Origin of the sequence: Tetragenococcus koreensis, assembly GCF_003795145.1 — a bacterium.
GTDB lineage: Bacteria > Bacillota > Bacilli > Lactobacillales > Enterococcaceae > Tetragenococcus > Tetragenococcus koreensis.
Genome location: NZ_CP027786.1, coordinates 1156656 through 1171118 on the forward strand (window position 1 = coordinate 1156656; position 14463 = coordinate 1171118).

Annotated in this window: 15 protein-coding genes and 1 pseudogene; 6 read left to right on the forward strand and 10 right to left on the reverse strand. The window is 36.8% G+C overall.

Features of this window, described 5'->3' with window-relative positions; all coding sequences use genetic code 11:
• The first annotated feature begins 18 nt into the window (after nucleotides 1-18).
• Entirely contained in the window at nucleotides 19-1248 is a 1230-nt protein-coding gene (locus C7K43_RS05485; RefSeq protein WP_124005946.1) for an MFS transporter, read from the forward strand.
• A 102-nt stretch (nucleotides 1249-1350) separates the two neighbouring features.
• Here C7K43_RS05485 and C7K43_RS05490 read toward each other — a convergent pair whose 3' ends face one another.
• The 5 genes and pseudogenes from C7K43_RS05490 to C7K43_RS05510 all read right to left on the reverse strand — a co-directional run bounded on the left by C7K43_RS05490 (nucleotide 1351) and on the right by C7K43_RS05510 (nucleotide 5921).
• The gene (locus tag C7K43_RS05490; RefSeq protein ID WP_124005947.1) at nucleotides 1351-1737 is read right to left on the reverse strand and encodes a VOC family protein; all 387 of its coding nucleotides are present in this window, start codon (nucleotides 1735-1737) and stop codon (nucleotides 1351-1353) included.
• 371 nt (nucleotides 1738-2108) lie between these two features.
• A complete protein-coding gene (locus tag C7K43_RS05495; RefSeq protein WP_124005948.1) occupies nucleotides 2109-3182 on the reverse strand; it encodes an ABC transporter substrate-binding protein in 1074 nt (357 codons plus the stop codon).
• Entirely contained in the window at nucleotides 3179-4018 is an 840-nt protein-coding gene (locus tag C7K43_RS05500; protein ID WP_124005949.1) for an ABC transporter permease, read from the reverse strand. Before C7K43_RS05500 ends, C7K43_RS05495 begins: the two co-directional genes overlap by 4 nt.
• Nucleotides 4015-4824: an ABC transporter permease gene (locus C7K43_RS05505; RefSeq protein ID WP_124005950.1), complete on the reverse strand. Its 810-nt coding sequence runs from the start codon at nucleotides 4822-4824 to the stop codon at nucleotides 4015-4017. The genes C7K43_RS05500 and C7K43_RS05505 overlap by 4 nt, the downstream gene beginning before the upstream one ends.
• A 13-nt stretch (nucleotides 4825-4837) precedes the next feature.
• Nucleotides 4838-5921, reverse strand: a pseudogene (locus C7K43_RS05510) (ABC transporter ATP-binding protein).
• A 223-nt stretch (nucleotides 5922-6144) separates the two neighbouring features.
• Here C7K43_RS05510 and C7K43_RS05515 point away from each other — a divergent pair.
• The 4 genes from C7K43_RS05515 to C7K43_RS05530 are packed head-to-tail and all read left to right on the forward strand — an operon-like array spanning nucleotide 6145 to nucleotide 9101.
• Nucleotides 6145-7140, forward strand: coding sequence for a YhdH/YhfP family quinone oxidoreductase (locus tag C7K43_RS05515; RefSeq protein ID WP_124005952.1), 996 nt, complete (start codon nucleotides 6145-6147; stop codon nucleotides 7138-7140).
• Entirely contained in the window at nucleotides 7137-7883 is a 747-nt protein-coding gene (locus C7K43_RS05520) for a phosphopantothenate--cysteine ligase (RefSeq protein WP_124005953.1), read from the forward strand. Before C7K43_RS05515 ends, C7K43_RS05520 begins: the two co-directional genes overlap by 4 nt.
• A 20-nt stretch (nucleotides 7884-7903) precedes the next feature.
• A complete protein-coding gene (gene coaC, locus C7K43_RS05525; protein ID WP_124005954.1) occupies nucleotides 7904-8458 on the forward strand; it encodes a phosphopantothenoylcysteine decarboxylase in 555 nt (184 codons plus the stop codon).
• 4 nt (nucleotides 8459-8462) lie between these two features.
• Nucleotides 8463-9101 carry an ECF transporter S component gene (locus C7K43_RS05530; RefSeq protein WP_124005955.1) on the forward strand — a complete coding sequence of 213 codons (639 nt, stop codon included), beginning with the start codon at nucleotides 8463-8465 and terminating at the stop codon, nucleotides 9099-9101.
• A 37-nt stretch (nucleotides 9102-9138) separates the two neighbouring features.
• Here the strand turns inward: C7K43_RS05530 and murB are convergent, their stop codons facing one another.
• Together murB and C7K43_RS05540 are read right to left on the reverse strand one after the other, a co-directional pair.
• Nucleotides 9139-10071 carry a UDP-N-acetylmuramate dehydrogenase gene (murB, locus tag C7K43_RS05535; protein ID WP_124005956.1) on the reverse strand — a complete coding sequence of 311 codons (933 nt, stop codon included), beginning with the start codon at nucleotides 10069-10071 and terminating at the stop codon, nucleotides 9139-9141.
• Nucleotides 10072-10141: 70 nt separating this feature from the next.
• Nucleotides 10142-11059, reverse strand: a complete 918-nt coding sequence (locus tag C7K43_RS05540) for a Gfo/Idh/MocA family protein (protein ID WP_124005957.1) — start codon at nucleotides 11057-11059, stop codon at nucleotides 10142-10144.
• Nucleotides 11060-11419: 360 nt separating this feature from the next.
• Here C7K43_RS05540 and C7K43_RS05545 point away from each other — a divergent pair, with 360 nt between their 5' ends.
• Nucleotides 11420-11953 carry a 3'-5' exonuclease gene (locus C7K43_RS05545; protein ID WP_124005958.1) on the forward strand — a complete coding sequence of 178 codons (534 nt, stop codon included), beginning with the start codon at nucleotides 11420-11422 and terminating at the stop codon, nucleotides 11951-11953.
• 382 nt (nucleotides 11954-12335) lie between these two features.
• Here C7K43_RS05545 and C7K43_RS05550 read toward each other — a convergent pair whose 3' ends face one another.
• From C7K43_RS05550 to pta, 3 genes are all read right to left on the reverse strand, one after another.
• The gene (locus C7K43_RS05550) at nucleotides 12336-12860 is read right to left on the reverse strand and encodes a GNAT family N-acetyltransferase (protein WP_124005959.1); all 525 of its coding nucleotides are present in this window, start codon (nucleotides 12858-12860) and stop codon (nucleotides 12336-12338) included.
• A 1-nt stretch (nucleotide 12861) separates the two neighbouring features.
• The gene (gene tsaE / locus C7K43_RS05555; RefSeq protein WP_124005960.1) at nucleotides 12862-13326 is read right to left on the reverse strand and encodes a tRNA (adenosine(37)-N6)-threonylcarbamoyltransferase complex ATPase subunit type 1 TsaE; all 465 of its coding nucleotides are present in this window, start codon (nucleotides 13324-13326) and stop codon (nucleotides 12862-12864) included.
• A gap of 115 nt (nucleotides 13327-13441) precedes the next feature.
• Nucleotides 13442-14422 carry a phosphate acetyltransferase gene (pta, locus tag C7K43_RS05560; protein WP_124005961.1) on the reverse strand — a complete coding sequence of 327 codons (981 nt, stop codon included), beginning with the start codon at nucleotides 14420-14422 and terminating at the stop codon, nucleotides 13442-13444.
• Between the last annotated feature and the right edge of the window lie 41 nt (nucleotides 14423-14463).

Below are 14463 nucleotides of genomic sequence, written 5' to 3' on the forward strand. Positions count from 1 at the left end.
TGCAAAGGAGAGATATTTATGTTCAAATTTATCAGAAAAAATGCAAGTTTTGCTCAACTAGCGAGTATAAACTTATTTTCAAAAACTGGCGATCGGCTATTTTACACAGCCATGCTTACGTTAGCTGCTTCTTTACCAGAAGCTAATCTTGCTGTAATGATTGTCTCTATTTCTGAAACCTTACCCGTGTTGCTGAGCTTTTTGTTAGGCAGCCTTGCTGACCGAAGAAATAACAAAATTGAACTTCTCATTAACAATTCTTTTTTTAGAACTTTCTTATACTTATTTATCGGCCTACTATTTAATTACTCAACCACATTTCCATTAGTCCTATGTATAGCCGCACTTAATTTTGTTTCCGATCTATCAGGTAATTATTCTTCAGCTCTTGTCGCTCCCTTTTCTAAACTTTTAGTTCAGCCAAAAGATATGCAACGAGCTCAAGGCATCATAAGCATTACTGCCCAACTGGTCAACATTGTTGCTACTTTTGCTGGTTCTATTCTTCTAACGTTTTTCATTGCTGGAACAATAGCTTATATTAACGCTATGCTCTTCTTTATTGTGGGTATAAGTTATATTTTTATACGTTCCAAATTATTAGTGGTAGAAAAAGAACTTCCTACTATCACAGAAGAAAAAACGACCACTGAGAACATTAAAAATAATTTTAAAACTTTATATCAAGATAAGTTCATTTTGAATGATCTCTGTCAGCTTTCCCTACTTAACGGCGTCTTCGGTGGACTAACTCCCATCTTCGTTATTTTCATACAAAACGACAATGTTTCATTATTTCTATCTAGACCGCTAACAATTTCTTTACTCTCGGGTTTAATTACTATTTTTATGATGGTAGGAAATAGTATCAGCTCCAACTTATTCAAAAATACTCCGACTTCCACTTTAAATAGTACCGCTAATTTATTTATTGGCATCGTAGGTGTTGGTTTTATTTTAAATAATTTATATATAGTACTTATTAGTTCAAGCTTTATTGCTTTACTATTAGGGATTGTTTCTCCTCGGTTCACAGCTAAAATCGTCAATAATTATCCAACAGAGCATTTAGGCGGTATTGTAACCACTGTAAATTCCTTACTAGTTTTAACGCCTCCTATAACCAGTTTTATTTTTCCACTATTTGCCAATATAGGAGAAACATTTGCTTATCTCTGTTTCCTATTTTACGGGTTACTGCTAATTCTAATAAGCTTTCTAATTTTAAAAAAAAAAGCTTTTAAATAGGAGCATTCGGTATCAATGATCACAGTATTAATTACCTGAATACTACTTGATTAGAAAAAACTGTCCACCGCAAAATTGATAGACAGTTGACAAACTGCTCGTTTATTTTAAATCAGTTGTTAATTCAATCAAGTTTCCTTCTGGGTCTTGTATTACTGCTTCATAATAACCGTCGCCAGTTGTCCGGGGCCCATTTAAAAGTGGAAAACCATCTTGGACAAACTTTTCAGCAAAAGTATCGACTGCTGTTTTGCCACCTACCGCAATAGCTATATGCGCATAACCTAAGCTTTCAGCAATACGATTTGATAAATGCTGCTTTGTCGTTAATTCAATTCGGCTTCCTTCTTCAAAGGTTAAAAAATAAGAGCTAAAACCTGTTTTTTTATTATGATATAAATCCGTACTACTGACATTAAAATATTTTTCGTAAAATGCTTTCATTTTTTCAATATCTTTCACCCAAATAGCAATATGTTCAAGTTTCATAAAGCTCCTCCTCCGCTTTCTTACCAAGTAAAATAAATCTCGGTAATGTTTCTTTTATCTTACCAAAATTTAGCGCCTTTTGGTAAGATAAATAATTTTTTTCTGGTTTCTTTTCTAAAATGAAACAATTATAGTATCTTTTTCCAGCTAACTCTTTTGTTAGTTTCCTAAGTCAGCAAGGTATTTTGGCTGAATCCGCATCGTTTTATGCTTCTAATTTGATAGAAGTTTCTTTCGACTAGTAACAATAAAGCAACAAAAAAGCGACTAAAAAGTCGCTTTAGATAGAGCTTTGGAAAACTCACGATAAAAAAGTAGAACCATACTCCTTAAATTTCATTGTTTAACACCATTTTCATCGAAAATCTCCATCATTTCCGATACATCTTCAGCTCCAAAAATAAATCATTATAGATTCCCAAGTATTGTGAGCCAAGATTTTCGTAGACTTCTAAATGAGCCAATCGTTCATCAGAGGGATAAAATTGTTCGTCTTCTGTGATTTCTTTTGGTAGTAATGCCAAAGCTTTTTCATTAGGTGTTGAATAACCGATATACTCCGCATTTTGTGCTGCATTTTCAGGCTCTAACATAAAGTTGATAAATGCATATGCGCCTTCTTTGTTTTGTGCTGTTTTAGGAATCACTAGGTTATCAAACCAGAGATTAGAACCTTCTTCGGGAATTACATAATGAATGTGCTCGTTTTCTGCCATCATATCCGCCGCTTCACCAGAAAAAGTCACCGCGACGGCACTTTCTTCATTTTCCATATACATTTTTATTTCATCAGCGACAATGGCTTTGACATTGGGGGTGAGTTTTCTTAGCTTCATTGTAGCTTCTTGCAACTGCGACTGCTCCTTACTATTTAACGAATAGCCTAAACTGTTCAAACCTAGGCCGATAATTTCGCGTGCACCATCAATTAACATCACGTTATTTTTTAAAGCAGGGCTCCACAAATCATCCCAAGAAGTGATCGCTCCTTCATCCACCATTTTGTCATTATACGCAATTCCTAACGTTCCCCAAAAGTATGGCACAGAATAACGATTTTGCGAGTCAAAACTCAAGTCCAAAAATTGCGGATCGATGTTGTCTAGCCCTTTTAATTTTTCTTTCTCTAACGGCAACACTAAGTTTTGCTCGATCATTTTTTGGATCATATACTCACTAGGAATCGCGATGTCATAAGCCGTTCCGCCTTGTTGGATTTTAGTAAACATCGCTTCATTGGAATCAAAGGTATCGTAGTTAACTTTATACCCGCTTTCTTTTTCAAAACGATCAATTAACTCAGGATCAATATAATCGCCCCAATTATAAATGTTGACTACTTTTGCACCCGACATGCCTGTAGATTTTTCTAAGGTTTGCACACCAAAAAACAGTAATAACAAAATGAAACAGATTCCTATAAAAAGTGCTTGTAATCTTTTCATGTCAAATCAGCCTTCTTTCTTTTCAGCCGATTTTTGCGCAAACGTTTCGATCGGTTTTCCTTACTAATAAAATAATAGCCAATAACTAAAAATAAAGAAAACAAGAAAACGAGCGTACTTAAAGCATTGATTTCTAGGTCAATTCCTTGTCTTGCTCTAGAATAAATTTCGACTGACATGGTGGTAAACCCATTGCCGGTAACAAAAAAAGTAACCGCAAAATCATCCAAGGAATACGTAAATGCCATAAAATAACCCGCAATTATTCCAGGCGTCAAAAAAGGCAAAATAATATCTTTCATCACCTGCCAACTATTAGCGCCTAAATCTCTGGCGGCATCTACCATCGAATCTTTCATCTCTTGTAATTTTGGCAGTACCATTAAAACGACAATAGGCACACTAAAAGCACAATGGGACAAAAGAACACTGATAAATCCTAGATGAAAGCTACGAAACCAACTGCCAATCATAGTGAAAAAAATTAAAAAGCTCGCACCAATAATCACATCTGGTGAAACTAGTAAAACATTATTAAAGCTAAGCAAGGTATTTTTAAGCCAGCGTTTTTTATTATAATAAATGCCAATCGCACCCAAAACACCAATCATTGTCGCAATCAAAGCTGATAAAAATGCCAACAAGAAAGTGTTTAATACTATAATTAATAGACGCGAATCAGCAAACAACGCCTGGTAATGAGCCAAAGAAAAGCCGGTAAATTGATTCATGGTGGTACCAGTATTAAAAGAGTAAAAAATTAAATAAAAAATCGGTAAATAAAGTAACAGAAAAACAATCGTTAAATATATGTGGGACCACCGAAATTTTCTCATTTTTTAATCCTCCTCCCTTTCTTTTCTTGAGTCAATAACATCACAATAAACATCGCGAAAATTAAAATAACACCAATTGTCGCACCCATGCCCCAATTTTGGGTAATCAAAAAGTGTTGTTCAATCGCAGTTCCTAGCGTGATGACTCGATTGCCTCCGATTAAACGCGTCAACATAAATAAAGAAAGCGATGGGATAAATACCGCTTGCACCCCACTTTTGACACCACTTAGTGACAAAGGGAAAATCACACGACGAAAAGCTTGATAACTATTTGCTCCTAAATCCCGACTAGCACTGACAAGTGATGGGTCAATTTCTTCTAACGCATTATAAATTGGCATAATCATAAAAGGAATTTCGATATAGGTTGCCACAACTAAAAAACTGGCGTCGGTGAATAATAGCTGAGTGGGGCCAAGCCCAAAAAATTCAAGAAAATGATTGACACTGCCATCGATACTAAAAATCCCGATAAACGCGTAAGCTTTTAAAAGTAAATTAATCCAGGTTGGCAAAATAATTAATAGCAACCATAAGTCTTTATATTTTAACTTAGTCAAAAAGTAAGCTGTTGGGTAGCTGATTAGTAATGTAAATAAAGTAATCAAAAAAGCATACCAAATTGAATTTAAAGTCATTATCAGATATTTTCCGGAAGTGAAATACGTTTGATAATTTTCAAGCGTAAAAGCCCCTTGCATATCAAAGAAGGATTGATAAATAATTAAAGCGACTGGCGCAATAACAAATAAAAGTAACCAAACAAAATAAGGGAATGTATAGAATTTTCTTGTCTTTGTCATTTATTCACCTACTTTACTCATAACTTTCTAAACGGCTATCAAAATCTTTTTCTGTTTCATTAAAACGCATAACATGGATATCTTCGGGTTCAAAACTTAAACCCACCTGGCTGCCTTCAACTGCCTTTTTAGTGGAGTGAACCATCCATTCGTTTCCTTGTCTATCGCTAGTTATTATTTCATAGTGTACGCCTCGAAATAACTGGGTATCCACGCTTACGCTCAACTTGCCTTGTTCAACTGAAGTTAGTTTTAAGTCCTCGGGTCGAATCACTACTTCGACCGGTTCATTTACCCGCATACCACCGTCGACACAGGTAAAACGTTCTCCTACCATTTCTACCAAATTGTCTTCTATCATAGTGCCATCAATGATATTACTTTCACCAACAAAATCGTCAACAAAATGATTAATAGGTTCATCATAAATAGCAACTGGCGTTCCTTTTTGCATAATTTTCCCTTGGTTCATCACAAAGATTTGATCACTCATCGCCAAAGCTTCTTCTTGATCATGGGTAACAAAAATAAAGGTGATTCCTAAACGTTTTTGCAGGTCGCGCAGTTCATACTGCATGTCTGTTCGCAGTTTTAAGTCTAAAGCTGATAAAGGTTCATCTAATAAGAGGACTTTCGGTTTATTTACAATGGCCCGAGCAATGGCTACTCTTTGCCTTTGTCCCCCTGACATTTCGCTAATTTCGCGCATTTCATAACCTGCTAATTGCACTAAACGAAGTGCTTCATAGACAGTTTCTTTTATTTTATCTTTAGCAACTTTTTTGATTTTCAGTCCAAAAGCTACATTATCAAAGACATTCATATGAGGAAATAAGGCATAATCTTGAAACACAGTATTTACTTGTCGGCGATTGGCAGGAACTTCATTGATTCTTTTTTCGCCAAAAAGGATGTCTCCTTGATCAACATCAGTAAAACCAGCAATTGCGCGTAAAATAGTTGTTTTACCACAACCTGACGGACCTAAAAGGGTATAAAACTTTCCCTCTTCAATATCAAATGAAACATCTTCTAGGATCGTTTCATCAGCAACTTTTTTTAGTGATATGATTAAACGAAATAATGGGTTGACTCACTTATTTCCCTCCTCGATAAATAGCATTCAATTTCTTGTGTTAATTAGCCTGTACAAGGATAATTTTTTTCTAGCAAAAACGCAAGCCCTTTGGATGAAAATTTTGGGACTTTATTGCTTGTTTTAAATGCTATCAGCAAAATTAGAAAATGTGTTATGATAAAGTCAAAGAAATAGTAATAATGGGCGCTGAATAAATCAACGTTTGCAAAGGAATGATAACAATGGAAAATTTTTTAGCTTTTGAAGTCACGCAAGCAGAGAATGTTTTTTCTCGGGGGATCGTTAGAAAACAAAGCGATTCGTTAAAAAAAGACCATGTTCGGGTTCAAGTAGAGTATTCTGATATTAATTATAAAGATGCCTTAGCAGCTACCAAAAATGGTGGAGTCGTTAGAGATTATCCTAAAGTTATCGGAATTGACTTAGCCGGGACTATTATTGAGTCAAACACTGACAGTTGGACAACTGGACAAAAGGTATTGATCACAGGTTACGGCTTAGGCATTAGTAATGATGGCGGGTTCAGTCAAGTTCAAGATGTGCCAGCTGAATGGCTGGTTGAAGTTCCACAAAATTTTAGTACAAAAGAAGCCATGAAATTCGGAACGGCAGGATTTACAGCAGCTTTAGCAGTAAGAGCGCTAGAAAAAGAAGATCCAGAAAAAAACGCCCCAATTCTTGTTACTGGTGCTACAGGCGGTGTGGGGAATACAGCTATTGCGCTTTTACATCAATTAGGTTATACAAACATCACTGCGATGTCGTCTAAAAAAACACAGGCAGACTGGTTAACAGGTTTAGGAGCGAGCGATATTCAAGCGCCAGCAGAAATCTTACCTGAAAAAAAATCACCCTTAGGTAAACAAAAATTTGCAGCCGTAATTGATACAGTTGGAGGAAATATTTTAGCAGGATTGCTTCCGCTCATTCAATACGGAGGTTGTGCTATTTTGTGCGGCAATGCTAGTGGCATAACTTTGGATACGACGGTCTTGCCGTTTATTCTACGTAGTATCAAAATGATCGGCATTGATTCAGTTCAGGTAGAAATGACACAAAGAAAACAGATTTGGCAATTTTTAGCTGAACACAAAACAATCTTGGAGAAATTATCTTATCAAGAAGTTGAGTTAACTGATTTAGAAGAAACCATTGAATCGCTACTAAACGGCACCCATACTGGACGAACGATTATTGATATGGGAGTGAGCAAATGAGAGTATTAATTACCGCAGGTGGTACCTCAGAAAAAATCGATGATGTACGTTCCATTACCAATCATTCGTCTGGGCGTTTAGGTTGCTTAATTGCAGAAGAATTCTTAAAAAATCATGCCACTGTCGATTTCGTAACGACTGCCCAAGCAAAGCATCCAGCAGAAAATAAAAAGTTGCAACTTTATGAAATTGAAGGAACGCAAGGATTGGCGGATCAATTGCAAGAACTATTGCAAAAGACGACATACGACGCTGTGATTCATAGCATGGCGGTGAGTGATTTTACGCCTGCTCAAACCTTCTCCCAAGAAGATTTCTTAGCGTCCATCAATCATTTATTTCAAGAAAAAAAGGGCCCCTTAACTAAAGAAGATCTCACACAATTAACCGATCGCACAGAAGCGGATGAAAAGAAAATTTCTTCTGATACCGAACAACTTTATTTAGTGTTAAAAAAGACGCCAAAAGTGATTCAACTAATTAAAAAAATCCAGCCTGAAACTTTGCTGGTAGGATTTAAATTATTAGTCGATGTTTCAAAACAAACGTTAATTACGACCGCGCAAGCAGGGATTGGAAAAAATCAGGCGGATTATATCTTAGCTAATGATCTAGCAAAAATTAAAGATAATCAGCACATTGGGTACTTGATTGACAAAAATGGCCAAATTATTGGTGAAAAGCAAACAAAAGAAAGTATTGCACAACTAATCTTCCAAACAATCGACCGTCACAATACGTGATCTTATAGGAGGTAAATAAAATGACGAAACATATATTATTAGGAGTAACTGGCAGCATCTCTGCCTATAAATCTGCTGATATCGCCAATGAATTAACCAAAAAAGGCTATGCGGTAGATGTACTTATGTCAAAAAGCAGTCAAGAATTCATTACACCTTTGACCTTACAATCTTTGACCAAACGCAGGGTACATACAGATGTCATGGACGAACCGGATCCGAGCAAGATTAATCACATCGAATTAACCAAACCGACTGATTTGTTCTTGGTTGCACCTGCAACTGCAAACATCATAGGTAAGCTTGCAACCGGCGTCGCTGACGATTTGATTGGTACAGTTGCACTGGCTTTGCCTAGTGATCGTGCAAAATTAATCGCTCCTGCGATGAATACGAATATGTATGAACATCCGATGGTACAAAAAAATCTACAAGCCTTAAAAGAAATTGGCTATAAAGAAATCGAACCACGGGAATCATTACTGGCCTGCGGTGACTTCGGCTCAGGTGCTCTAGCTACAGTTGACACGATTATAGAAGAAGTCGTAAATACACTTGAGGGCAAGGAGGCTTAACCCTATGCAGCAAAAGCAAAAAACGTTTCGACTAGTTTTAACTGCCTTTTTTCTAGCTATTCTGATATTGCTTTCTAGCGTACCTTTTCTCGGTTTTATTCCCATTGGACCTTTGAATGCGACTACCTTACATATTCCAGTAATTATCGCTTCAATCATTTTAGGTCCACGCTTGGGAGCATTTTTAGGCGCTAGTTTTGGAGTAATCAGTATGATTCGTTCAACAATTATCGTAACGCCGTTATCTTTTGTTTTCTCTCCTTTTATCGCACCTTTTGGAGCTAGTGGTTATGGCAGCTGGAAAGCAATATTGATCGCTTTGATTCCGCGAATTTTAATCGGGATTGTTCCTTATTATTTCTATCAATGGTTTGAAAAGCGGATGAAAAATCAAAAACGCGGTTTGGGACTTTTTATTGCTGGTTTATTAGGTGGAATTGTTAATACGGTAGTGGTTATGAATATGGTGTATTTCCTGTTTCAAACAGAATACGCCCAGGTTATCGGCGAAGCAGGAAACGCCGTCTATGCAGCAATTCTTTCTATTATTTTTGCCCAAGGAATCCCTGAAGCTATTGTTGCTGGTATTGCTACAGCAGGGGTTGCCACAGTTTTATTACGTTTTTTAAAAAATCGTGTTTAAAAAAGAGACTGCCAAATTTTGGCAATCTCTTTTTTCTTTATTTTTTACTTTCATCTGTCACTGATTCATTCGCTTCTTCACCAATGATTCGGACTTCTGTTTCTAAAGTAACATCGAATTTTTCTTTGATGACAGCTTGAATATGACCAATTAATTCTACATAGTCTGTAGCAGTTGCGCCATCCAGATTGATAATAAAACCGGCATGTTTATTAGAAACTTGTGCACCGCCCCATTGTAATCCTTGTAATCCTGCTTCTTGAATCAATTGTCCTGTGAAATGTCCGGGAGGTCGCTTGAATACACTACCACACGATGGATACTCCAAGGGTTGTTTAGATTCACGTAGATAAGTCAATTCATCCATACGTTCTTTGATAAAATGGTGCTGTCCGTTTTTTAAAGCAAACCGAGCATTTAAAATAATCCCATGACGAACTTGAATGATACTATGTCGATAGCTAAAAGCCATATCTTGATTTGAAAGTGTTTGAACGGTACCATCTGGCATTAAAACATCACAAGAGTCAAAAACATCTTTTATTTCTCCGCCGTAAGCCCCAGCGTTCATAAAGACTGCTCCACCGACACTTCCAGGGATACCGCACGCAAATTCCAGACCACTCAAAGACTTCTCAAGCGCTGCATAACTGGTATCAATTAAACGAGCTCCAGCTTGCACTTCAACTACGTTATCTGTTACTTGAATCTGATCCATCGCTAAGAGCATAATCACCACTCCGCGAATACCGCCATCTCGTACAATTAAGTTACTTGCGTTACCCAAAACTAACCAAGGGATGTCGTGATTACGACAATATAAGACCAAATTTTCCGCTTCTTCTGTTGATTCAGGAAAAGCCAAAACGTCCGCAGGCCCCCCTGTTTTAGTAAATGTATAATATTTTAAAGGTTCATCTTTTAATAAATTGATTGTAGAAAATTGTTGTACTAGTTTTTCTTTATCCACCAAAAATTTCTCCTTTTTCCAAACGTCTCACCCATTCTATCACGTTCTTCACAAGCTGACTACTGATTGTTTAGGTCCTTCTACTTTTTTCAACTTGTTTTAACATTTCAGCGCAGATTTTATGACTAGGGTAAATATTTTCTTGGCGTAAACCAGCTACTGTTCTAGTTTGTAAGGCAGATAGAAAGGCTTGGACCATCGGATAAAAGCCACGCTTGACTAATGTATTTTCCCAATCATTAAATGTTTCCACTTGCTCTTGTGTCTTTTTTTGCGATATAAACGTTGTCAGATTGGCTAAACAATAAGATTCTTGTTCAGTAGACAATTGATAATTTTCTAGTTTGGCGCCACTTTTATTATCCATAGTCAAAAGCGCGGTAGTTTGTTTTGTTTCTAATTTGAGTATGGCCGTTTCTAAATGTTGTTTTGTTTCGCGGATATCACTAGAAAAAGTTTGAACTGGATCATCTAAAAGATAAACAGCCGTGTCGACCAAATGTAAGAACACATCAAATATCTCAAAAGACGTTAAACTATCATTGGCTATTTGGTTTTTTTGTAAAAACAGCATGCGTTTGCCCTTCTGTGCTTTCAACTTTTCCACCATCGGAGCAAAACGACGATTAAAACCTACCATCAAAATTCGCTTTTTTTCTTTTGCTAAATCTAGTAACTCTTCTACTTCTGTAAGATTTTCACTTAAAGGCTTATCGACAAATACATCTACCTGGTTTTCTAAACATTTCTTTACTAGTTGATAATGACTAGCCGTTGCCGAATGGATAAAGCAGGCTTGAATACCTGCAGCTAATAGCTCATCTAGATTATTCATCATATGCTGCAAATGATAAATACCTTGTAGATTTTGCTGAACCTCTTTATTTCTGGTCGCAAAATAAAATTCTGCTTGATCTTGCATCTGCGTATAAACAGGTAGATAAGCTTTTTGTGCAATATCGCCTAACCCCACAACTCCAACCTTCATCTTTTCCTCTCCTTTTTCCAAACGGATTTGCCTTTATATTACCGCATTTTTCCTTAAAATAAAATCATAATAATTAGAGGAATATCACGTGAAATCTATTTTCGATAAATTACGCCCAATCGTTAAGAAAAATCTCCTAGAAACTTTTAAAGCTTTCGTTACCCTTATCTTAACCTAAAGTCCATTTATTCTTGGTAAAATTACCAATTGAGTGTTAAAAAGAATAACGCAAGATGGCAAGTTCCATGTCAGATCATTTGAAGAAAAGTTTGTTTGGTGCTAAAATACAGACGGATATCATAAGGAACGATCGTTGTTTCAGTAGAAGATGATCTATCCCTTAACAGGAGATGACAATAAATGAATTTTGTCGCAATGGACTTTGAAACGGCAAACTACCAAAGACATAGTGCATGTTCTTTAGCACTTGTTATGGTCGAAAACAGCCAAATTGTAGATGAATATTATACTTTAATTAAACCCGAAACAAAATTCTTCTGGAAAAACATCCAAATTCACGGAATTCGCCCGCAAGATGTTGCCGATGCACCAAAGTTTCCAGAAGTTTGGCAAACCATCTACCCTTATTTTCAAGAAAATAATTTGATTGTGGTCCATAATGCCAGTTTCGATAATAGTGTTTTAGCTGGATGCTTAAACTATTATAATTTAGAACCTGCCCGCTTTTTATCGTTATGTACCGTGAAAACCAGTCGCAAACTTTATCCTGAATTTAGTAACCACCGACTGAATACAATATGTGACTTTTTGCAAATCCCGCTTGACCATCACCATGATGCATTGGCTGATAGTCGCGCTTGTGCAAATATTTTACTAGAAGAAGAAAAACACTTCGGAACCGAACCGTTTAAAAAGTTAGTCACTGCTAAATAAAAGGAAGGAACTCAACTCAGCTTGGGTTTCTTCCTTTTTTCATTTATTTTTACTTTTGAGGAAGGATTATCTAATCCATTACTCATTATTATATTTTTGAGGAATAGAACAGCAATCCTTTACTCATTAACAACATTTTGAGGAACGCATCTTCTGTTTCTTACTCATTACTAAGAAACTAAGAAGAAAAATGAGTACTTTTTAAATTTTAGCTGCATTCTTGAGTAATGGATGAGTTATTCTTTACTCATTATTACGTTTTTGAGGAATAACTTTTGATTCCTTTACTCAATTTTGGACGCTTGAGGAAGGAATCAGCAATCCTTTACTCAATTGGTTTTCCTTCTCGAGTAAAGGATTTTAAAATAAACTCTCTCTTTTTTCAATCAATCATTTTACTCATCAATAGCACATCTAGAAAGCGGCCGTCATCACCGCTAGCACCACGCGTCATCACTGCTTCGGTTTGAAAGCCAAATTTTTCGTATAGATGGATTGCCCGCTCATTTTGTTTTTGGACTGTTAATTCTAAGCGTCTGATCTTCCCAGTTTGCTGCGACCAATCCATTAACTCTTCCAATAAGACACTGCCTAGCCCTATTCCCCAATAATCTTTTAAAAGGGAAATCCCTACTTCGCCAATATGAGACACACGCTTTTCTTCGCTTGTCCGAACTGAAGCTGACCCTACAATTTGCTCCTCTACAACTGCAACTAAAAGCAACTGGTTGTCACTGTCATGAATGGTTTCCAGCTGGTTTTCTAATAAATGAATCGGCATGTTCTCGCCATATTCGTCCGCAACTAAAAATTCCGTTTGATCACCAATCGTTTTGGAAACTTCCACGATTTGTGAAGCATCTTCAGGCAGAGCTTCTCGTATCGTCACATCTATATCTTCTGCCATTTTAGTGCCCCCACTCTTTTTCGATTCTTATTTTAAAATCTTCTGCTCGTGGACCAAAGGCTTTTAACGTTAACTTTCGTTTATTTTCATCAATAGTATCTTTTTCAATAATTAGTTCTAAATAATCTAAAGGCGCAGCATCTTGCAGCTGTTTTCCCCATTCAATAACACAAAGGCCATCACCTTCAAAATATTCATCTAACCCTAAATCCCAAGCGCCTGATTCAACCCGGTAAACATCCATGTGATATAAAGGAAGACGTCCACTAGCGTATTCTCGGATGATCGTGTAAGTAGGGCTTTTTATCATTTGTTCAATTCCTAGGCCTTGAGCGACTCCTTTGGTTAGGGTTGTTTTTCCAGCACCTAATTCTCCAGTTAAAACTAAATTGTCACCAGCATTGGCTACTTCACCAATAACTGCGGCAAACTTTTCAGTTGCTTGCAAATTTTGTAAAGTGATCACCTTTCTCACTTCCTTTCAATTCATCGCTAGTATAGCTGCTTTATTAAAAAATAGCAAAAAAGCTGAAAAAGCTAGTTTTAACCAACCAACTTTTCCAGCGATAGAAAAACATTTTTTAATCCATTACCGATTGAGCTGCAGTAATGATTGATAGTTTATAAACATCTTCTTCATTACAACCACGTGATAAATCCGAAACAGGCTTGTTCAAACCTTGTAAAATAGGCCCAATCGCTTCAAAGTTCCCTAATCGTTGAGCGATTTTATAGCCGATATTTCCTGATTGTAAATCAGGAAAAACAAAGACATTGGCTTTACCAGCGACATCTGATTCAGGTGCTTTCAATTGGGCAACTGTTTGAATGTAAGCTGAATCAAATTGCAACTCGCCATCAATTGGCAGTTCAGGTGCTAATTTTTGAGCTGCTTTGGTCGCTTCGATAGTAGCATCTGATTGAGGTCCATGAGCAGAGCCTTTGGTTGAAAAGCTCAACATAGCCACTCGTGGGTTAATATCAAACATTTCTGCTGTTTTAGCTGATTCAATAGCAATTTCCGCTAATTCTTTGGGTTCAGGAGCAATATTGATCGCACAGTCGGAAAACAAATATTTTTCTTGTTCATTTCCGCGCATCATCAAAAACGCACCACTTGTACGGCTAACGCCTGGTTTTGTTTTAATAATTTGCAATGCAGGACGGACAGTATCGCCCGTAGCATGGATGGCTCCAGAAACTAAGCCGTCAGTAATCCCCATATAAGTTAACATAGTGCCAAAGTAATTCTCGTCTTTTAAAATTTCTTCTGCTTGTTCTCTAGTAGCTTTTCCTTTACGACGTTCCAAGAATGCCTCTACGATTTGTTCCCAGCGCTGACAATTGTCCGGATCATAAATCGTCATGTTTGAAATGTTAATTCCCCGTGTAGACGCTGCTTCTTCAATCTCTTTACGTTTACCAATCAAGACAGGTTCAATGAGTTCTTCCCCTCGTAGACGAGCAACCGCACTCAAAATACGTGTGTCAGATGCTTCAGGGAAAGCGATTTTAATTCCTCGACGAACAATTTTAAATTTCAGGCTATCAAATAATTCCATGAATTTGTTACCTCCAGATTTTTTATACCTCTCTATCATAC

Coding starts and splice junctions, on each gene's coding strand:
- C7K43_RS05550 (WP_124005959.1), bottom strand. CDS start 12,860: ATGGCAGAAGATATAGATGTGACGATACGAGAAGCTCTGCCTGAAGAT.
- C7K43_RS05505 (WP_124005950.1), bottom strand. CDS start 4,824: ATGACAAAGACAAGAAAATTCTATACATTCCCTTATTTTGTTTGGTTA.
- C7K43_RS05500 (WP_124005949.1), bottom strand. CDS start 4,018: ATGAGAAAATTTCGGTGGTCCCACATATATTTAACGATTGTTTTTCTG.
- C7K43_RS05530 (WP_124005955.1), top strand. CDS start 8,463: ATGCAGCAAAAGCAAAAAACGTTTCGACTAGTTTTAACTGCCTTTTTT.
- C7K43_RS05515 (WP_124005952.1), top strand. CDS start 6,145: ATGGAAAATTTTTTAGCTTTTGAAGTCACGCAAGCAGAGAATGTTTTT.
- C7K43_RS05520 (WP_124005953.1), top strand. CDS start 7,137: ATGAGAGTATTAATTACCGCAGGTGGTACCTCAGAAAAAATCGATGAT.
- C7K43_RS05490 (WP_124005947.1), bottom strand. CDS start 1,737: ATGAAACTTGAACATATTGCTATTTGGGTGAAAGATATTGAAAAAATG.
- C7K43_RS05545 (WP_124005958.1), top strand. CDS start 11,420: ATGAATTTTGTCGCAATGGACTTTGAAACGGCAAACTACCAAAGACAT.
- C7K43_RS05540 (WP_124005957.1), bottom strand. CDS start 11,059: ATGAAGGTTGGAGTTGTGGGGTTAGGCGATATTGCACAAAAAGCTTAT.
- C7K43_RS05485 (WP_124005946.1), top strand. CDS start 19: ATGTTCAAATTTATCAGAAAAAATGCAAGTTTTGCTCAACTAGCGAGT.
- C7K43_RS05495 (WP_124005948.1), bottom strand. CDS start 3,182: ATGAAAAGATTACAAGCACTTTTTATAGGAATCTGTTTCATTTTGTTA.
- coaC (WP_124005954.1), top strand. CDS start 7,904: ATGACGAAACATATATTATTAGGAGTAACTGGCAGCATCTCTGCCTAT.
- pta (WP_124005961.1), bottom strand. CDS start 14,422: ATGGAATTATTTGATAGCCTGAAATTTAAAATTGTTCGTCGAGGAATT.